We start from the raw sequence: 16,425 nt of genomic DNA, 5'->3' as shown, positions 1-16,425 counted from the left end.
GTCGGCCGAACGGACGGTCAGCCGACGAACTCCACGGCGGAGGTCAGCCAGCGGCCGTCCTCCAGCACCAGGTCCAGCTGCAGGCGGTAGGTACGGGCCTCGCCCTCGGGCACGGCGACATTGGTGACCTTGCTGTCGGCGACCACCAGGACCCGCGCGGAGTCCTCGTCGGATCGGACGACACCCGCCTCCAGGACCTGCCCCTCGGACACCGACCTGTTCTGCGCGACGAGCTTCGTCAGCTCCTCGGCCTGCCCGGCGAACTGCTCCTTGAAGTCGCCCGTGGCGCCCTTGAGCACCTGCGCGCTGTCCCGGTCGTAGTGCCGGTAGTCCAGCGAGGTGAAGTTGAGCGCCGACTGCCGGGCGGCCGCGAGGATGTCCTGGCGGCGCTGCTCGGCCTCCCGGTGCTCGTACACCCGAAAGCCCAGCCAGAGAGCCGACGCGGTCGTGAGGACGGTCGCCACGATCAGCGTGAGGGGGTGGTGCAGCAGTCTCTTCACGCCATCGGTCCGACGAGCAGCCATTGCCAGGACTCCTTTCCGAACACGGCCTGCTGGCCGCCCGCCGAGCCGATCTCGACGGGCCCTTGGGCGCCGGGCGCGTTCTGCGCGCCCCGCACCGAGCTGGAACTGCCGCGCGGCAGCGTGCAGCGCGCCCCGGTGTTCGCGGGGCGGGTGGTGGTGTCGGCCGGGTCGCGCCACCGGGTGCCGTAGCCCTGGGTGCAGGCCGGCGGGTCGTCGGCGTTCACGACCAGGCCGAAGTGGGTCGTGCCGTCGCCGGGCAGGACCGTGTAGCTGCCCGAGACCACCACCGGGAAGGTGACCAGCGCCTGTTCGACCCCGGGCAGCCGGGCGAGCGTGACCTGGCCGCCGCTGATCAGATTCGCCAGCAGCACCGACAGATGCGGGTCCAGGGACTTCAGCAGCGAGTTCACCTCGTACGCCGCCGGGCGCGCGCTGCCGATCAGCTTGCGCAGATCCCCGTCGCTGCTCTTCACCTGCGCGGTGAGCAGCTTCAGATCGCGGGCGAAGGACCGGATCGCCGAGCCCTGGTCGGACTGGGTCTTCAGGACCGTGCGCGAGTCCTCGATCAGGCGAATCGTCTCCGGCAGCGACGCGGAGGCGGCTTCGACGAGCTCGTTCCCGGAGTCGACCAGCCGGCTCAAGGAGGGGCCGGTCCCGGCGAACGCGTCGCCCAACTCCGCGACCGTGACCCGCAGATCGCCCTTGTCGACCGAGTTCACCAGCCGGTCCAGGCTCACCACCAGCTCGGTCGTCGGCAGCGGCACCCGGGTGCGGCCGCGCGGGATCGTGCTGCCGTCCAGCAGATACGGCCCCGTCGAGCGGCGCGGCTGGAGGTCGACGTACTGCTCGCCCACCGCCGACCGGTTCGCCACCACCGCCAGCGCGTCCGCCGGGATGCGCGGCGCCCCGTCGTCGATCTCCAGCGCCAACGACACCCCGTCGTCCCCGCTCAGCCGCAGCTCGCCCACCCGGCCCACGGGCACCCCGCGATAGGTGACCTCGGCGCCGGTGAAGATGCCGCCGGAGTCGGCGAAGTCGGCGTGCACGGTGTAGCCGGAGCCGAGCAGCCCGTCCACCAGGCCGGTGTACTCGGCACCGACGTACGACACACCCACCGCGGTGACCGTGGCGAACGCCAGCAGCTGGGCCTTGACCGTACGAGTGATCACGGCAGGATTCCCTTCAGGAGCAGCTCGGCGAGGGCGTAGTCGATGCCGTCGCCGTCCGGCCGGGTGCCGTGGGTGCGGTGGGCGACGCCGAGGCCGGTGCACACGGGCGGGCACAACGGGGCCTCGCCGTCCGGCGGTTCGGGTGCGCTCGGCACCGGCTCGGGCACACCGGGCACACCTGGCACCTCGGGAAGCCCCGGCACCTCGGGCAGGCCCGGCACCTCCGGCAGCCCTGGCGTCTTCGGCAGCTCGGGCGTGTCCTCGGGGGGCTCCTCGTCGAGGTTGCCGTAGATGCTCGCCAGATCCAGGTCGGCGGTGATCTCCAGGTTGACGTAGTCGCCCCGGACGGCGTCCACGGCGTTGCGCGGGAACGGGTATGTGGTGAGCAGCTCCAGCGCGTTGGGCAGGTTCGCGCCCGCCTGGTTCAGCCGTTGCAGGATCGGCCGCAGAGCGCGGAGGTTCGCGACGGTGTCGTCGTGCGAGGCGTCGACGACCTCGGTGCCCTTCTTTCCGAGCTGCGCCAGCGCGGTGAGCATCGTGGTGAGGTCCTTGCGCTGGTCGGCGAGCACCTTCAGCGCGGGCGGCAGCGTGTCGACCGCGCGGGCGATCGTCTTCTTCTCCTTGCGCAGCCGTCCCGCGAGCCGGTCGATGCCCTTCAGGGCCCGCACGATGTCCTCGCGCTGGTCGTCGAGGCCGCCGAGGAAGGTGTTCAGCTCCTTCAGCAGCGACTTCAGCCGGTTCTCCCGGCCGTCCAGTGCCTTGTTCAGCTCCACGGTGATCGTCTTGAGCTGGGCCACGCCGCCGCCGTTGAGCAGCGCGGACAGGGCGGACAGCACCTCCTCGATCTCCGGGTTGCGGCCGCTGCGGGCGAGCGGGATGCGGTCGCCGTCGGCGAGCCGCCCGGCCGGCGGGGTGCCGGCCGGGGCGGACAGCGCCACGTACTTCTCGCCGAGCATGCTGGTCTGCCGCAGCTCGGCGACCGCGTTGCCGGGCAGCTTCACCGAGCCGGCGATCCGCAGCCGCACCCGGGCCCGCCAGCCGGCCAGTTCGACCTTCTCGACCGCACCGACCGTGACGTCGTTCACCTTCACCGCGGACTGCGGCACCAGATCCAGGACGTCCCGGAACTCGACAGTGATCCGGTACGCGTCCCCGCCCGCGGCCGCGCCTCCGGGCAGCGGGACGTCGTACCAGCCGTGGAACTCGCAGCCGGTCAGCAGCAGCGAGCCGGCCGCCGCCCAGGCGAGCCCGTGGCGCACTCTTCTCATGTGCGGGCCTCCAGGATTCCGCCGAGGGTGCGGTCGACCGAGCCGGACGCCTTCGGCACCTCGGGCAGGGAGTCGAACAGCTCTCGAAGCTCGGCGCAGTCGGCGGTCTTTCCCTCGGTCGTGCGCAGGATCGAGCACAGCAGCGCGGCCGGGTCCTGCGGCTGCTGGGGGTTGTTGCGGGTGTCGAGGGTGCCGGAGGACGGGTTGTAGGCGTTCTGGAGGTTCGACAGTCCGGTCGGGGCGACCTCCAGCAGCTCCTCCAGGGCCTTGCGCTGGGTGACCAGCACCTCGGTCACTTTGCCGAGCCCCTTCACGTTCGCGGTGAGGGACTTCTTGTTCTTCTTCACGAACCCGGTCACATCGCCCAGCGCGGTCGCCAGATGCTTCAGTGCCTCCGCCAGGTCCTTGCGCTCGCCCGCGAGTTGCTTCGCCACCTCGGCGAGCGTGGTGTCGAAGGAGCGCACGCTCTTGTCGTCGGCCGCCAGTGCCGCCGTGAACACCTGGAGGTTGCGGACCGTGCCGAACAGGTCGCCCCGGCCGTCGGACAGCGTGGTCACCGCCGACGACAGGTCCTCGACCGTCTGATGGATGTTCTCGCCCTGACCGTCGAGGTTCTCCGCGCTCACGCCGAGGAGCCGGGCGAGGGAGCCGTCCTTGTCGGCGCCGTTCGGGCCGAGCGCCTCGGAGGTGGTGTGCAGACTGTCGAAGACCCGGTCCAGCTCCACCGGCACGGCCGTGCGCGACTCGGGGATCACCGCGCCGTCCCGCAGCACCGGCCCCTTGCGGTAAACCGGCAGCAGCTGCACATAACGGTCGCTGACCACCGAGGAGTTGATGATCGCCGCCTGCGCGCCGGCGGGGACCTTGCGGCCGGCGTCGTACTCCAGCACCACCCGCACCCGCGCCCCCTCGGGCTCGATCTCCTTCACCTCACCGATCCGTACGCCGAGGACGCGGACGTCGGAGCCGGGGTAGATGCCGACCGTGCGCGGGAAGTACGCCGTGACGCGCACCGGCTCCTCACGCGGCCACAGCGTCACGGCCAGCACCGCGAGGACCACCACGGGGACGGCCCAACGGGCGTGCCTCCAGAGCCGTTTCACCGCTCGCCTCCCGTCCTCGGCACCACCGGGGCGGCCACCATGTTCTGGATGTAGCTGTCGAACCAGCGGCCGTTGCCGAGGGTGTTGGTGAAGACCCGGATGTACGGCGCGAGCAGCTTCACGCTCCGGTCCAGGCTCGACTGATTGCGTTCGAGCATCCCCACCACCTGGTTCAGGCCCTTGAGCGCGGGCCCGATCTCCTTCTCGTCGTCCTCGACGAGCCCGGACAGCTGCACGCCGAGCGCGGCCGAGGTGACCAGCAGTTTGTGAATGGCCTTGCGCCGCTTGCTGATCTCGGCGAACAGGTCACTGCCGTCCTTCACCAGACCGCTGAAGTCCTCCGACCGTTCGGCGAGCACACCGGTCACGCCGTTCGCGTGATCCAGCAGCCCGCGCAGCTCCTCGTCCCGCTGGGCGACCGTCCGGGAGATCTTCGACAGGCCCTTGATCGAGGCGCGCACCTCGGCGGGGGAGTCCTCGAAGGTGGTCGAGATCGTGTCCAGGGCCTTGGCCAGGCGTGCGGTGTCGACCTCCTCCGTGGTGGTGGTCAGATCGCTGAACGCCTGCACCACGTCGTACGCCGGTACGGTCCGCCGCAGCGGGATCTCGCTGCCCGGTGCGAGCTGCCCCGGCCCCTTCGGGTGCAGGGCCAGGTACTTCGCGCCGAGGATCGTCTTCACCCGGATCGACGCGCCGGTGGCGGTGCCGAAGTCCGGGTCACCCTTGATCTTGAAGGTGACCTTGACGTGGTCGCCGTCCAGGTCGACCTCCTCCACCTTGCCGACCTTCACCCCGGCGATCCGCACCTCGTCGCCCGGCTTGAGCCCGCCGGCCTCCGCGAAGGCCGCGCTGTACGTCTCGCCGCCGCCGATCACCGGCAGGCTGTCGGCGTTGAACGCGACGACGGTCAGCAGGGTGAGGGTGGTGAGCCCGGCCGCCCCGATGACGACGGGGTTGCGCTCACGGAACGGCTTGAGCCGTGCGAACCTCATTCCGCACACCTCGCCCGCGCCACATGCAGCTCCGGCCGGATCACCCGCTCGGTCCTCGGCAGCACGATCCGGCCGTCGAAGTCGCACAGGTAGAAGTTGAACCACGAGCCGTAGGACGCCGTCCCCGTCAGCTCGTTCAGCTTGTTCGGCAGCCGCTTCAGCACACCCTCCACGGTCTTCTCGTTGGCGTTGAGCGTCCCCGTCAGCTCGGTCAGCTCCGCGATGTCGTCCTTCAGCGGCGGCCGGGCGTCCGCCAGCAGCCCCGACGTGGCCTCGGTCAGATCGCCGATGCTCACCAGGGACTCACCGATCGGCTTGCGGTCGGCCGACAGCCCGGAGATCAGCCGGCGCAGCTCCTTGAGCAGGCCGGAGAACCGTCCGCCGCGCTTGTCGAGCGTCTCCAGCACCGAGTTGAGGTTGTCGATCACCGACCCGATCAGCTTGTCCCGCCCGGCGAGCGTCGTGGTGAGCGAGGCCGTGTGCGTGAGCAGGCTGCGCACGGTGCCGCCCTCGCCCTGGAGCGTCCTGACGATCTCCGTGGCCAGCTGGTTGACGTCCTCGGGGCTCAGCGCGGCGAACAGCGGCTTGAAGCCGTTGAGCAGCGCGTTCAGGTCCAGCGCGGGCTGGGTCCGGGACAGCGGGATCGTGGCGCCGGGCGCCAGCCGGGTGCCGTCGCCCGCGCCCTCGGTCAGCGCGATGTACCGCTGCCCGACCAGGTTGCGGTACCGGATCACCGCCCGGGTGCTGGTCAGCAGCGGCCGCCGCTCGCTCACCGTGAAGGTGACCTCGGCCAGCGTCCGGTCCTTGACCCGGACACCCTCGACCTCACCGACGCGCACCCCGGCGACCCGGACGTCGTCGCCCTCCGCCACGCCGGTCACATCGCTGAACACCGCGTGATAGGTGTGCTTCGGCGTCAGGCTGAACCCGCCGATGGTGGCGGCCAGCAGCGCGGTCGCCGCCAGGGTCACCACCGCGAAGAGCGCGAACTTGACCAGCGGCGCGGCCGTACTCTGCGAGGACCTCATGCGACACTCACCGCCGTCCCACGGGCCAGGGGCCCGAACAGCAGGGTCGCCACGGCCGGTACCTCGTCCGCCGGCACACCGAGGACGGGTGCCACGAGCGAGGAGACCGCCCGCTGTTCCGACCGGGTGGCGGACACGCCTGGGGGAAGCGCACTGCTGGAGATCCCTGCCTTCGTACCGTCGTTCAGATGGGGGTGCGGTCCCGGCACCGGCGGATGCGGCAGGCCCCGGCAGTCCGGCCCGGACCGCTCGCCGTAGACCGGCTCCTCGCCCGGCACATAGCCGGGCCGCTGCCGTACGACTTCCAGGGTGATCCGCATCCGCCCGCCCCGGAACGCCTCCTGGGACGCGGCGTCCTGCCGCACCAGGCCCTCCAGCAGGCACGGGTACTCGGGCGAGTAGCGGGCGAAGAGCTGAAGGGTGGGCCGCGAGACCCGGCCGAGCGTGATCAGCCGGTCCCCGTGGGTGTCGAGGAAGTCCTCAGCGGTACGGGCCACCCCGGTCGTCGAGGTCAGGGCCGCGGCCAACTGGTCCTGCTTCTCCACGACCGTCGTGCTGGTCGTGACCGTGTTGCGCAGGATCGCCAGCAGATCCGGCGCCGCGTCCCCGTACAGCTCGGCCACGTCCGCGAACCGCGCGATGTCCTCCCGCAGCGACGGCAGATGGGGGTTGATCCGCCGCAGATAGCCCTCCACGCGCGTGAGGTTGTCGCCGATGCGGTCGCCGCGCCCCTCCAGCGCGGTCGCGAACGCCGAGAGCGTGGCGTTGAGTTCACCCGGCCGGACCGTGCGCAGCAGCGGCAGCAGGTCGTCCATCAGCCGCTGCAGCTCCATGCCGACCCGGGTGCGGTCCTGGCCGATCACATCGCCCGCGCGGATCGGCCGGGCCGACGAACCGGGCGGCACCACCAGGTCGACGTACTTCTCGCCGAACAGCGTCTTCGGCAGCAGCCGCGCCCGCACGTCCGCCGGGATGTACGCCACGTGCTCCGGCCGCAGCGCCAGGTCGAGCACGGCCTTGCCGCCGTCCGCCCGCACCTCGCGCACCTCGCCGACCAGCAGCCCGCGCAGCTTGACGTCCGCGCGCCGCTCCAGCTGGTTGCCGAGCGAGTCGGCCTCCAGGGTGACCCGTACGACGGAGGTGAACGCCTGCTGGTAGACGGCCACCGCGAGCGACAGCAGCAGCGCCAGCACGGCCAGGAACGCGACCCCGTACAACCTGAGCCTCATCGCCTTCACCCCGCGATCCGTACGGTCGTGTCGGCGCCCCAGATCGCCAGGGACAGGAAGAAGTCCACGACGTTCACGGCGACGATGGACGTGCGCACCGCCCGGCCCACCGCGACCCCGACGCCCGCCGGGCCGCCGCTCGCGTAGTAGCCGTAGTAGCAGTGCACCAGGATGATCAGCACCGCGAAGACGATCACCTTGCCGAACGACCAGAACACGTCGACCGGCGGCAGATACTGCTGGAAGTAGTGGTCGTAGGTGCCCGCCGACTGCCCGTAGTAGCCGGTCGTGATGGTCCGCGCGGCGAAGTACGAGGACAGCAGCCCCACCACGTACAGCGGGATCACCGCCACGAACCCGGCGATCATCCGGGTCGTCACCAGGAAGGGCAGCGAGGGCACGCCCATCACCTCCAGGGCGTCCGTCTCCTCGCTGATCCGCATCGCGCCGAGCTGCGCGGTGAACCCGGCCCCGACCGTCGCCGACAGCGCGAGCCCGGCCACCAGCGGGGCGATCTCCCGGGTGTTGAAGTACGCCGACAGGAACGCCACGAAGTTGGACGTGCCGAGCTGGTTGAGGGCCGCGTAGCCCTGGAGCCCCACCTCGGTGCCGGTGAAGAAGGACAGGAACGCGATCACCCCGACCGTGCCGCCCACCACCGCGAGCGCGCCCCGGCCGAAGCTCACCTCGGCGAGCAGCCGCAGCACCTCCTTCTTGTAGCGGCGCAGGGTACGGCCGGTCCACGCCAACGAGCGGCCGTAGAAGACGAGTTGGGAGCCCAGCTCCTCAAGTCTGTGCAGCATCTGCTCACCCCCTCTGCGGAACGACCTGGAAGTACACGGCCGTCAACACGAAGTTCGTCACGAACAGCAACATGAAAGTGATCACCACGGACTGGTTCACGGCGTCCCCCACCCCCTTGGGGCCGCCCTTCGCCGTCAGTCCCTTGTACGAGGCGACGATCGCCGCGATCGCCCCGAACACCAGCGCCTTCACCTCGGCCGCCCACAGGTCGGGCAGCTGGGCGAGCGTGGTGAAGGAGGCCAGATAGGCGCCGGGGGTGCCGTCCTGAAGGACGACGTTGAAGAAGTAGCCGCCGGCCACGCCGACGACCGACACCAGCCCGTTGAGCAGCACGGCGACCACCATCGACGCCAGCACCCGGGGTACCACCAGCCGGTGCACGGGGTCGATGCCGAGCACCTGCATCGCGTCGATCTCCTCGCGGATCTTCCGTGCCCCGAGGTCCGCGCAGATGGCCGTGCCGCCCGCGCCCGCGATCAGCAGCGCGGTCACGATCGGCGAGGCCTCCCGCAGCACGGCCAGCACGGAGGCGGCCCCCGCGAAGGACTGCGCGCCGAGCTGCCGGGTCAGGCTGCCGATCTGCAGCGCGATCACCGCGCCGAAGGGGATCGACACCAGGGCGGTGGGGAGGATGGTGACCGAGGCGATGAACCAGGCCTGCTGGATGAACTCCCTTATCTGGAACGGCCGTCGGGGCAGCGTTCGCAGGATGTCCAGCGCCATCGCGAAGAGGTCGCCGCAGTGGCGCAGGGCGGCGGTGGGGGAGAGGCTCATGCGTCCTCCTCGGCCTTCGGCTCCGCCTCACGCCGGGCGATCGCCTCCCAGCGGGGCGGCCGGGTGATGCCGGGGCCGGGCAGCAGCCGTGGGGTCATCTCCGGCGGCGCGCCCGTGTCGTCGATCTGCTTCAGCTCCTGCTCGACCTGCGCGGCGTCCTTCTCCTCCGCCATGCCGATCGGCCCCTGCATCCGGCCGTTCAGGAACTGCCGTACGACCGGTTCGTCGCTCCTCAGCAGCTTCTCGCGCGGCCCGAACATCACCAGCTCGCGGCGGAACAGCAGCCCGATGTTGTCCGGCACCTGACGGGCCGAGGCGATGTCGTGGGTGACGATCAGGAAGGTCGCGTCGATCTGCGCGTTGAGGTCGACGATGAGCTGGTTGAGGTAGGCCACGCGCACCGGGTCCAGGCCCGAGTCCGGCTCGTCGAACAGGATGATCTCCGGGTCGAGCACCAGCGCCCGGGCCAGACCGGCCCGTTTGCGCATGCCACCGGAGATCTCCCCGGGCAGCTTCCGCTCGGCGCCGATCAGGCCGACCATGTCCATCTTCTCGAGCACGATCCGGCGGATCTCGGACTCGGACTTACGGGTGTGCTCGCGCAACGGGAAGGCGATGTTGTCGTACAGGTTCATCGACCCGAACAGCGCGCCGTCCTGGAACAGCACGCCGAACAGCTTCCGCACCTCGTACAGGTCGTGCTCGCGCAGCTTGGTGATGTCCTTGCCGGCCACCTTGATCGAGCCCCGGTCCGGCTTGAGCAGCCCGACGAGCGTCTTCAGGAACACCGACTTGCCCGTGCCGGACGGCCCGAGCAGCACGGAGACCTCACCGGCGGGCAGCGTCAGCGAGACGTCCTGCCAGATGACCTGGTGTCCGAAGGACTTGGTCAGCCCTTCCACACAGATCTCGACACCCATCCGGTCCCACCCTTCAGCAGCGGCCCTTTCGACTGCTCTACGGGGAGGGGCGGGGCGTCCGTCGCGGCGGAAGCGAACTTTTTTCCGAAGGCTCTACGGGAGCCGGTCGGAGAGGCTCTCGGGGACGGCCGGGGCGTCTGGGATCTGCGTGCCTTCTGCGGCGGTCGGTACGTCCACGAGCTCCGGCACCTCCGGCACATCGGGGGGGGCGGGCGCGACGCCCTGCGGCGAAAGACCGGGCACCTCGGGCAGGCCCGGGACGCCCGGCACCTGGGGCACCACCTCGTGCACCTCGTCCGTCGGAAGCCCCGCCGTCGGTGACAGCACGGCGAGCGAGGGCACGCTCAGCGGAAGCAGCGGCTGCTCCCCGGCACGCGCCATCGTGCGCGGGGCCGAGGACGGGCGCGCGTCCGGTGCCTGCCGCACGTCAGGGGTGCCTCCCGCGCTCTCACCGTACGGCCGCTCCCGCGGAGCCGCCTCGGGGGCGGGGGAGACGGACGCCTCGGACGGTGCCGTGCCCTGCCGGTCCCAGGGGCCGGTGTGGGGCAGCAGCGCGAACCCGGCCACCACCAGGGTCGCCGCCGCCGACGTGGCGACCACGCCCGGGCGGGGCCGGCCGCGCCCGAGGAGGAACAGGGCGAGCCCCAGCGTGCCGGCGAGCGAGTTGCGCAGCGTCCGGCGGGCCCGGGCCAGCAGGGACTCCACGGTCCGGTAGCTGAGCCCCATCCGGACGGCGACCTGACTCACGTCCAGGTCCTCGGACTTCAGCCGCAGCGCCTCGGCCTGCCGGGCGGGCAGCTCCCCGCTGCGCCGGGCCAGCCACCTCGCCTCGGCCCGGTCGCACACGGCCTCCTCGACCGGCACCGGGCCGGGCGCGAGGAGGGTCGGGCTGCGGTGGACCTCGGCCTCCCGGCTGACCTGGCGGTACCGGTCGACGCACAGCCGCATGGTCACCGTGGTCAGCCAGGCGGGGAGCCGGTCGTCGTCCAGGTCGGGGCGTTCGGCGGCGCGCAGCATGGCCTCGTGCACGGCGTCCTCGGCGTCCTCCTGGGACATCGACCGGCGGCGGGCCACCTTCAGCAACTGCTCCCGGTGTCTCCACATGGTCTGCCAGCGGTCGTGTGCGGCCTGAATCTCCGCCTTCGTCGGCAGGTCCGTCGTCGCCATGAGGGCCCCTTCGCGCTCACCCACCGGTCGGGTGCGGTGCCGACCGGCGGGTGGCGACATTACCGCCGAGTATCCGCGGTTGTGGAGGGGGCGGCGGTTATCGAGTCGGCAACGGTCCCTCCTGGCCTCCGGGCAGCTCAGGGACGTCGGGCAGGACGTCGTCGGTGGGGATGCCGAGGGGTACCGAGGGGGCCGGTGAGGCCAGGGTGGGGCGAGGTGCGGGCGTGCTCGGCTCGGGCTCTGTGGACGGCGCCGGGCTGGGCACCGTACGAGGAGAGGCCGGGGGCGACGACGTCGCGGGGGCGGAAGGCGTGGGGGATGCGGACGTACGGGGCTGCGGCGCGCGGGATTCGGACGTGCGGGAAGCGCCCGCCGGGCCCGCGTCCGGGACGACCCGGTGGCCGCCGAGGAAGTAGCCGTACCAGGCCAGGACCGTGCGCAGATAGGCGCGCGAGCGGTTGTAGCCGAGGATCGCCTGCTCCAGGCCGGCCGGGTCGGACAGGTCGCGGGCGCCCGCGCAGAGGTAGCGGCCGGCGGCGAGGGCGGCGTCGTAGACGTTGTGCGGGTCGGCGCGGCCGTCGGCGTTGCCGTCCGCGCCCCAGGACGCCCAGGTCGACGGGATGAACTGCATCGGCCCGACGGCACGGTCGTACACCGTGTCCCCGTCGTAGGCCCCGTCGTCGGTGTCCTCGATCAGGGCGAAGCCCCGGCCGTCGAGGCGTGGCCCGCGGATGGGGGTCGCGGTCGTGCCGTCGGGCCGCACCCGGCCGCCGCCCGCCTGGCCGGACTCGACCTGGCCGATCGCGGCCAGGAGCTGCCAGCGCAGCCGGCAGCCGGGGTCGGTGCGGGCCAGCTCGGCCTCGGCGCGGCGGTAGGCCGCGAACACGCTCGCGGGCAGCGCGGCGACGGGCCTCGGTGACCGCTCGGCCACGTTCAGCGGGGGCAGGTCCCTGCGGTAGGGGGCGTCGCCGGACACGCTCGGCCCCTCGTCGGCCGGTGCCTGGCGCGGCGGCGCGACCGCCCTGGCCGGGACCGCCCCCGGCGGCTGCGAGGCGGTGAGCGCGGCCATCGCCACGACCGCCGCCGCCGTACCCCTGGCTCCTCTGACCGCTCTGCCGACCCTGTGCCCTGTCACTGTGCGACCCCTCCCTGCGGACTGTCTGTCATCCGCTCTACGGCGCGCGGGCCCGGTTCCGTCGCGGGAACTCCCGGGACGCCTTCCGCCGCCCGGACCGACCGGTCAGTCGCCCGGTGGCCGCAACCGCTGCCGGAACCCGCGTGCGGGGCGTTAGGTTGGGCGCGTGCGATTGAGAGTGGAGTTCACGACCGAGCCGTTCGACCTCGACGAGGCGCCCGCGCACGCGCTCGCCGCGCGTGAGGTGATCGAGGCCGCGGAGCTGGACGAGGTGGACGTCGGTCCCTTCGGCAACACGGCGGAGGGGGGTGCCGACGCGGTGCTGAGCGCCGTGGACGCGCTGCTGCGCAAGGCGCTCCAGGCCGGGGCCACCCGGGTCTCGCTGCAGGTCAACGTGGTCGCGGAGGGTGCCGAGTGAGCGGGGACGAGCCGTTCATCACGGCGGTCAAGCCGCTGGTCGACGCCATGGGCGGGGAGCTGCTGCCGCCGGACGAGGCCGGCCCCGACGATGTCGTGCTCGCCTGGGAGGGCGCCGACGTCGTCGCCGTACGGCTGCCGCAGCTCGCGGACTCCCTGGATCACATCCTGGCCGCGATGGAGCGCAAGCGGGGCAAGCCGCTGGCCGACCTGGACCGCAAGGCCAAGCAGGAGGTCGTCCGGGTGCTGGAGGCGCGGGGTGCCTTCGCGGTGCGGCACGGCGTGGAGACGGTGGCGGGGGCGCTGGGCGTCAGCCGGTTCACCGTCTACAACTACCTGAACCGCGAGAAGGAGTCGTAAGAAGCCACGAGGGAGTCATGAGGGGGCGTTTCACGGGGGACCCGGGTCCGTAACCCCGAATTTTCAACAAAGTGTTGACGTGGCGTTTCGGAGGGCGTTAGCTATCCGCAGCCCGTTCAGCACGAAGGCCGTTTCCGGCCACGGAGGCTCCCGTGACTTCCACTTCCACGCCGCCGGGCCTGGCCCGGTTCAACGCGCTCGAGGAGCACGCGGCCTCCGCCGCGCTCCACGAGGCGTGCGCCTCCACGGCATGGGGCCGGCGGCTGCTCGCCGCCCGCCCGTACGCCACCCCTGAGGACCTCTACCGCGCCAGCGACGCCGCCACGGCCGAGCTGACCGCCGAGGACCTCGCCGAGGCCATGGCCGGCCACCCGCCGATCGGCCGCCCCAAGCCGGGCGACCCCACCTCGGCGCGCGAGCAGCGCGGTATGGCCGGCGCCTCCGAGGACCTCAAGGCGGAGATGCTCGAACTGAACCTGGCCTACCAGGAGAAGTTCGGCCATGTCTTCCTCATCTGCGCCACCGGCAGGACCGGCGAGCAGATGCGGGACGCGGTCAAGGAGCGGATCGGCAACTCGCCGGAGCAGGAGCGCGAGACCGTGCGCACCGAGCTGGGCAAGATCAACCGCATCCGACTGGCCCGACTCGTCGAAGAGGACGCCTGAGAATGAGCACCAGCACCACCGCCTCCGTGTCCACGCACATCCTGGACACATCCGTCGGACGTCCCGCCGCGGGCGTCGCCGTCCAGCTGTCGGCCCGTAGCGGCCGCGATGCGGACTGGAAGGCGCTCGGCGGCTCCGCGACCGACGCGGACGGCCGGTGCAAGGACCTTCCGGACCTGCCGGAGGGGACGACCCACGTACGGCTCGACTTCGCGGTCGAGGCGTACTTCGAAAGAACTGCAGAATCTGCGAAGAAGCAAGCCGATGCGCAGCAGGACGCCCCCGCGAATCGGGACAGCGGTACCGGTGTGTTCTTCCCGGAGGTGGCGATCACGTTCGCCGTCGTGCCGGGCGAGCACTACCACGTGCCGCTGCTGCTCAACCCGTTCGGCTACTCCGTTTACCGAGGGAGCTAGCTAGATGCCCACCATTCTGGGACAGAACCAGTACGGCAAGGCCGAGAACCGAGTCGTCAAGATCACGCGGGACGGCGCCACCCATCACATCAAGGACCTCAATGTGTCCGTGGCGCTGAGCGGCGACATGGACGACGTCCACTACTCCGGCTCGAACGCCAACTGCCTGCCGACCGACACCACCAAGAACACGGTGTACGCGTTCGCCAAGGAGTACGGCATCGAGTCCGCCGAGCAGTTCGGCATCCACCTCGCCCGCCACTTCGTCACCTCGCAGGAGCCGATCCACCAGGCGCGCATCCGCATCGAGGAGTACGCCTGGGAGCGGATCGAGACCTCCGACGCCAACAGCAAGTTCATCGGCGCCGACGAGGTCAAGCACTCCTTCGTCCGTAAGGGCCAGGAGACCCGCGTCACCCAGATCACCTACGACGGTGAGAAGTGGGAGGTCGTCTCCGGCCTCAAGGACCTGATCGTGATGAACTCGACCAACTCCGAGTTCTGGGGCTACGTCAAGGACAAGTACACGACCCTCCAGGAGGCGTACGACCGCATCCTGGCCACCCAGGTCTCCGGCCGCTGGCGGTTCAACTGGACCGACGACGAGCAGAAGATGCCCAACTGGGAGAAGTCCTACGAGCAGGTGAAGAAGCACATGCTGCACGCCTTCGCCGAGACCTACTCGCTCTCCCTCCAGCAGACCCTGTACCAGATGGGTTCGCGCATCATCAACAACCGCAGCGAGATCGACGAGGTCCGCTTCTCGCTGCCGAACAAGCACCACTTCCTGGTGGACCTGGAGCCGTTCGGGCTCAAGAACGACAACGAGGTCTACTTCGCCGCCGACCGTCCCTACGGCCTGATCGAGGCCACCATCCTGCGGGACGGCTGCGAGGCCCAGATCCCGGTCGACATGACCAACCTCTGACGCGGGACGCGCGCCCCCGGTCCTTCTCGCCGAAGCGGACCCGGGGGCGCGCCACACCGGAGGGAACACCATGGCACAGCCTGCAACGGGGCCGGCCGAAGCCCCCTGTTCCACCCCGCCGGTGCACGACCAGGACGCCGTCACGTCCGTGCACCCGGTGGACGAGAAGCTCCACCCCTCGCGGCTCGTCCCCGCCGCGCTCCAGCACATCGCCGCGATGTACGCGGGCGTGGTCACTCCTCCGCTCATCATCGGCCAGGCCTGCGGCCTCGACCTCGCGGCCCGCACCCGGCTGATCGCCGCCTCCCTGCTGATCGCGGGTGTCGCGACCATCCTGCAGACCCTCGGCGTCAAGGGGTTCATCGGCAACCGGCTGCCGTTCGTCAACGCCGCCTCCTCGGCCGGCATCGCCCCGATCCTGGCGATCGCCGAGACCAACGACCCGGGCCGCGGGCTCCCCGCGATCTATGGCGCGGTGATGGTCGCCGGTGTCTTCTGCCTGGCGATCGGCCCGTTCTTCGGGCGACTGCTGCGCTTCTTCCCGCCCCTGGTCACCGGCGTGGTCATCACCCTCATCGGGGTGACTCTGATGCCGGTCCCGGTCGGCTGGGCCCAGGGCGGCGACGAGACCGCCGCCGACTTCGGCGCCATGCACCACCTGGCGCTCGCCGGGTTCACCCTCGCCGTCATCCTGCTGATCCAGCGCTTCGGCAGGGGCTTCGTCAAGCAGGTCGCCCTGCTGTTCGGGCTGCTCCTCGGCACGCTCGCCGCGATCCCGTTCGGGATGGCCGACTTCAGCGGGCTGAAGTCCGCGCCCGTCGCCGCGCTGCCCGCGCCGTTCGCCTTCGGCGCGCCGGAGTTCCAGCCCGCGGCGATCCTGTCGCTGTGCATCGTGATGCTGGTGCTGATGACCGAGTCGTCGGCGGGCATGCTCGCCCTCGGCGAGATCTGCGACCGCCGCACCGACGCGCGCACCATCACCCGCGGCCTGCGCACCGACGGCATCGCCACCCTGCTCGGCCCCGTCTTCGGCGGCTTCCCCACCTCGGCCTTCGCCCAGAACGTCGGTGTCGTGTCGCTGACCCGGGTGCGCAGCCGCTATGTCGTCGCCGTCGCGGGCGCCACCCTGATCGTCCTCGGCGCCTTCCCGGTGCTCGGCGCGGTCGTCTCCCTGGTGCCCATGCCCGTCCTCGGCGGCGCCGGCATCGTCCTGTTCGGCTCGATCGCCGTCAGCGGCATCCGCACCCTGTCGGAAGCCGGCCTGGACGACAGCTCCAACATCATCCTGGTGGCCGTCGCGCTCGGCGCGGGCATCATCCCGCTCGCGGCACCCACCTTCTACGCCGACTTCCCCGCCTGGGCGCAGACCGTGCTCGGTTCAGGTATCAGCGCCGGCGCGCTCGTCGCCGTATCACTGAATCTGTTCTTCCATCACCTCGGCACCCGGAGCGGCCGAACCGCCCCGGCACTCAAATCCTCCTAGGGTCCTGCCGTGCCCTCCCCCGTGGCCACACCCCGGCCCACGG

General features: G+C 71.2%; 18 protein-coding genes. 6 read left to right on the top strand and 12 right to left on the bottom strand.

The window, feature by feature from the left end; translation table 11 throughout:
* Positions 1-17: 17 nt before the first annotated feature.
* From RKD23_RS08635 to RKD23_RS08580, 12 genes are all read right to left on the bottom strand, one after another.
* Positions 18-524, bottom strand: coding sequence for a hypothetical protein (locus tag RKD23_RS08635; protein WP_424853134.1), 507 nt, complete (start codon positions 522-524; stop codon positions 18-20).
* Positions 497-1,693, bottom strand: coding sequence for an MCE family protein (locus RKD23_RS08630; RefSeq protein WP_424853133.1), 1,197 nt, complete (start codon positions 1,691-1,693; stop codon positions 497-499). The genes RKD23_RS08635 and RKD23_RS08630 overlap by 28 nt, the downstream gene beginning before the upstream one ends.
* Positions 1,690-2,961 (bottom strand): MCE family protein, encoded by a 1,272-nt coding sequence (locus tag RKD23_RS08625; protein WP_424853132.1) that lies wholly within the window; start codon positions 2,959-2,961, stop codon positions 1,690-1,692. The genes RKD23_RS08630 and RKD23_RS08625 overlap by 4 nt, the downstream gene beginning before the upstream one ends.
* Positions 2,958-4,025: an MCE family protein gene (locus tag RKD23_RS08620; protein WP_424858198.1), complete on the bottom strand. Its 1,068-nt coding sequence runs from the start codon at positions 4,023-4,025 to the stop codon at positions 2,958-2,960. Before RKD23_RS08620 ends, RKD23_RS08625 begins: the two co-directional genes overlap by 4 nt.
* 35 nt (positions 4,026-4,060) lie before the next feature.
* Positions 4,061-5,056 (bottom strand): MCE family protein, encoded by a 996-nt coding sequence (locus tag RKD23_RS08615; RefSeq protein ID WP_424853131.1) that lies wholly within the window; start codon positions 5,054-5,056, stop codon positions 4,061-4,063.
* Positions 5,053-6,084, bottom strand: coding sequence for an MCE family protein (locus tag RKD23_RS08610; RefSeq protein WP_424853130.1), 1,032 nt, complete (start codon positions 6,082-6,084; stop codon positions 5,053-5,055). Before RKD23_RS08610 ends, RKD23_RS08615 begins: the two co-directional genes overlap by 4 nt.
* Positions 6,081-7,313 (bottom strand): MCE family protein, encoded by a 1,233-nt coding sequence (locus tag RKD23_RS08605; protein WP_424853129.1) that lies wholly within the window; start codon positions 7,311-7,313, stop codon positions 6,081-6,083. Before RKD23_RS08605 ends, RKD23_RS08610 begins: the two co-directional genes overlap by 4 nt.
* A 5-nt stretch (positions 7,314-7,318) precedes the next feature.
* A complete protein-coding gene (locus tag RKD23_RS08600) occupies positions 7,319-8,116 on the bottom strand; it encodes an MlaE family ABC transporter permease (RefSeq protein WP_424853128.1) in 798 nt (265 codons plus the stop codon).
* Between the two features lie 4 nt (positions 8,117-8,120).
* The gene (locus RKD23_RS08595; RefSeq protein WP_424853127.1) at positions 8,121-8,891 is read right to left on the bottom strand and encodes an MlaE family ABC transporter permease; all 771 of its coding nucleotides are present in this window, start codon (positions 8,889-8,891) and stop codon (positions 8,121-8,123) included.
* Positions 8,888-9,811 carry an ABC transporter ATP-binding protein gene (locus RKD23_RS08590; protein ID WP_424853126.1) on the bottom strand — a complete coding sequence of 308 codons (924 nt, stop codon included), beginning with the start codon at positions 9,809-9,811 and terminating at the stop codon, positions 8,888-8,890. The genes RKD23_RS08595 and RKD23_RS08590 overlap by 4 nt, the downstream gene beginning before the upstream one ends.
* A gap of 93 nt (positions 9,812-9,904) precedes the next feature.
* Entirely contained in the window at positions 9,905-10,978 is a 1,074-nt protein-coding gene (locus RKD23_RS08585) for a sigma-70 family RNA polymerase sigma factor (protein ID WP_424853125.1), read from the bottom strand.
* A 97-nt stretch (positions 10,979-11,075) separates the two neighbouring features.
* Complete coding sequence (locus tag RKD23_RS08580; RefSeq protein ID WP_424853124.1) at positions 11,076-12,113, bottom strand: lytic murein transglycosylase; 1,038 nt, start codon at positions 12,111-12,113, stop codon at positions 11,076-11,078.
* Positions 12,114-12,279: 166 nt separating this feature from the next.
* Between RKD23_RS08580 and RKD23_RS08575 the strand changes: the two genes are divergently transcribed.
* The 6 genes from RKD23_RS08575 to RKD23_RS08550 all read left to right on the top strand — a co-directional run bounded on the left by RKD23_RS08575 (position 12,280) and on the right by RKD23_RS08550 (position 16,382).
* Positions 12,280-12,531 (top strand): hypothetical protein, encoded by a 252-nt coding sequence (locus tag RKD23_RS08575; RefSeq protein WP_404032658.1) that lies wholly within the window; start codon positions 12,280-12,282, stop codon positions 12,529-12,531.
* Complete coding sequence (locus RKD23_RS08570; RefSeq protein WP_404032655.1) at positions 12,528-12,890, top strand: helix-turn-helix domain-containing protein; 363 nt, start codon at positions 12,528-12,530, stop codon at positions 12,888-12,890. The genes RKD23_RS08575 and RKD23_RS08570 overlap by 4 nt, the downstream gene beginning before the upstream one ends.
* A gap of 152 nt (positions 12,891-13,042) precedes the next feature.
* Positions 13,043-13,555, top strand: coding sequence for a 2-oxo-4-hydroxy-4-carboxy-5-ureidoimidazoline decarboxylase (gene uraD / locus RKD23_RS08565; protein WP_424853123.1), 513 nt, complete (start codon positions 13,043-13,045; stop codon positions 13,553-13,555).
* Positions 13,556-13,557: 2 nt separating this feature from the next.
* Complete coding sequence (gene uraH / locus RKD23_RS08560; RefSeq protein ID WP_424853122.1) at positions 13,558-13,971, top strand: hydroxyisourate hydrolase; 414 nt, start codon at positions 13,558-13,560, stop codon at positions 13,969-13,971.
* Between the two features lie 4 nt (positions 13,972-13,975).
* Complete coding sequence (gene pucL, locus RKD23_RS08555; RefSeq protein ID WP_404032647.1) at positions 13,976-14,899, top strand: factor-independent urate hydroxylase; 924 nt, start codon at positions 13,976-13,978, stop codon at positions 14,897-14,899.
* Between the two features lie 70 nt (positions 14,900-14,969).
* Positions 14,970-16,382 (top strand): nucleobase:cation symporter-2 family protein, encoded by a 1,413-nt coding sequence (locus RKD23_RS08550; protein ID WP_424853121.1) that lies wholly within the window; start codon positions 14,970-14,972, stop codon positions 16,380-16,382.
* Positions 16,383-16,425 lie beyond the last annotated feature (43 nt).

Origin of the sequence: Streptomyces sp. SAI-170, from assembly GCF_049739565.1 — a bacterium.
Classification (GTDB): domain Bacteria; phylum Actinomycetota; class Actinomycetes; order Streptomycetales; family Streptomycetaceae; genus Streptomyces.
The sequence above is the reverse complement of the archived record's forward strand: the minus strand, read 5'-3'. Positions and strand labels throughout refer to the sequence as shown.

What these genes read in the sequence shown, in the direction of transcription:
- RKD23_RS08635 (WP_424853134.1), bottom strand. Translation starts at nt 524, where the DNA reads ATGGCTGCTCGTCGGACCGATGGCGTGAAGAGACTGCTGCACCACCCC.
- RKD23_RS08625 (WP_424853132.1), bottom strand. Translation starts at nt 2,961, where the DNA reads ATGAGAAGAGTGCGCCACGGGCTCGCCTGGGCGGCGGCCGGCTCGCTG.
- RKD23_RS08615 (WP_424853131.1), bottom strand. Translation starts at nt 5,056, where the DNA reads ATGAGGTTCGCACGGCTCAAGCCGTTCCGTGAGCGCAACCCCGTCGTC.
- RKD23_RS08610 (WP_424853130.1), bottom strand. Translation starts at nt 6,084, where the DNA reads ATGAGGTCCTCGCAGAGTACGGCCGCGCCGCTGGTCAAGTTCGCGCTC.
- RKD23_RS08605 (WP_424853129.1), bottom strand. Translation starts at nt 7,313, where the DNA reads ATGAGGCTCAGGTTGTACGGGGTCGCGTTCCTGGCCGTGCTGGCGCTG.
- RKD23_RS08600 (WP_424853128.1), bottom strand. Translation starts at nt 8,116, where the DNA reads ATGCTGCACAGACTTGAGGAGCTGGGCTCCCAACTCGTCTTCTACGGC.
- RKD23_RS08595 (WP_424853127.1), bottom strand. Translation starts at nt 8,891, where the DNA reads ATGAGCCTCTCCCCCACCGCCGCCCTGCGCCACTGCGGCGACCTCTTC.
- RKD23_RS08590 (WP_424853126.1), bottom strand. Translation starts at nt 9,811, where the DNA reads ATGGGTGTCGAGATCTGTGTGGAAGGGCTGACCAAGTCCTTCGGACAC.
- RKD23_RS08585 (WP_424853125.1), bottom strand. Translation starts at nt 10,978, where the DNA reads ATGGCGACGACGGACCTGCCGACGAAGGCGGAGATTCAGGCCGCACAC.
- uraH (WP_424853122.1), top strand. Translation starts at nt 13,558, where the DNA reads ATGAGCACCAGCACCACCGCCTCCGTGTCCACGCACATCCTGGACACA.
- pucL (WP_404032647.1), top strand. Translation starts at nt 13,976, where the DNA reads ATGCCCACCATTCTGGGACAGAACCAGTACGGCAAGGCCGAGAACCGA.
- RKD23_RS08550 (WP_424853121.1), top strand. Translation starts at nt 14,970, where the DNA reads ATGGCACAGCCTGCAACGGGGCCGGCCGAAGCCCCCTGTTCCACCCCG.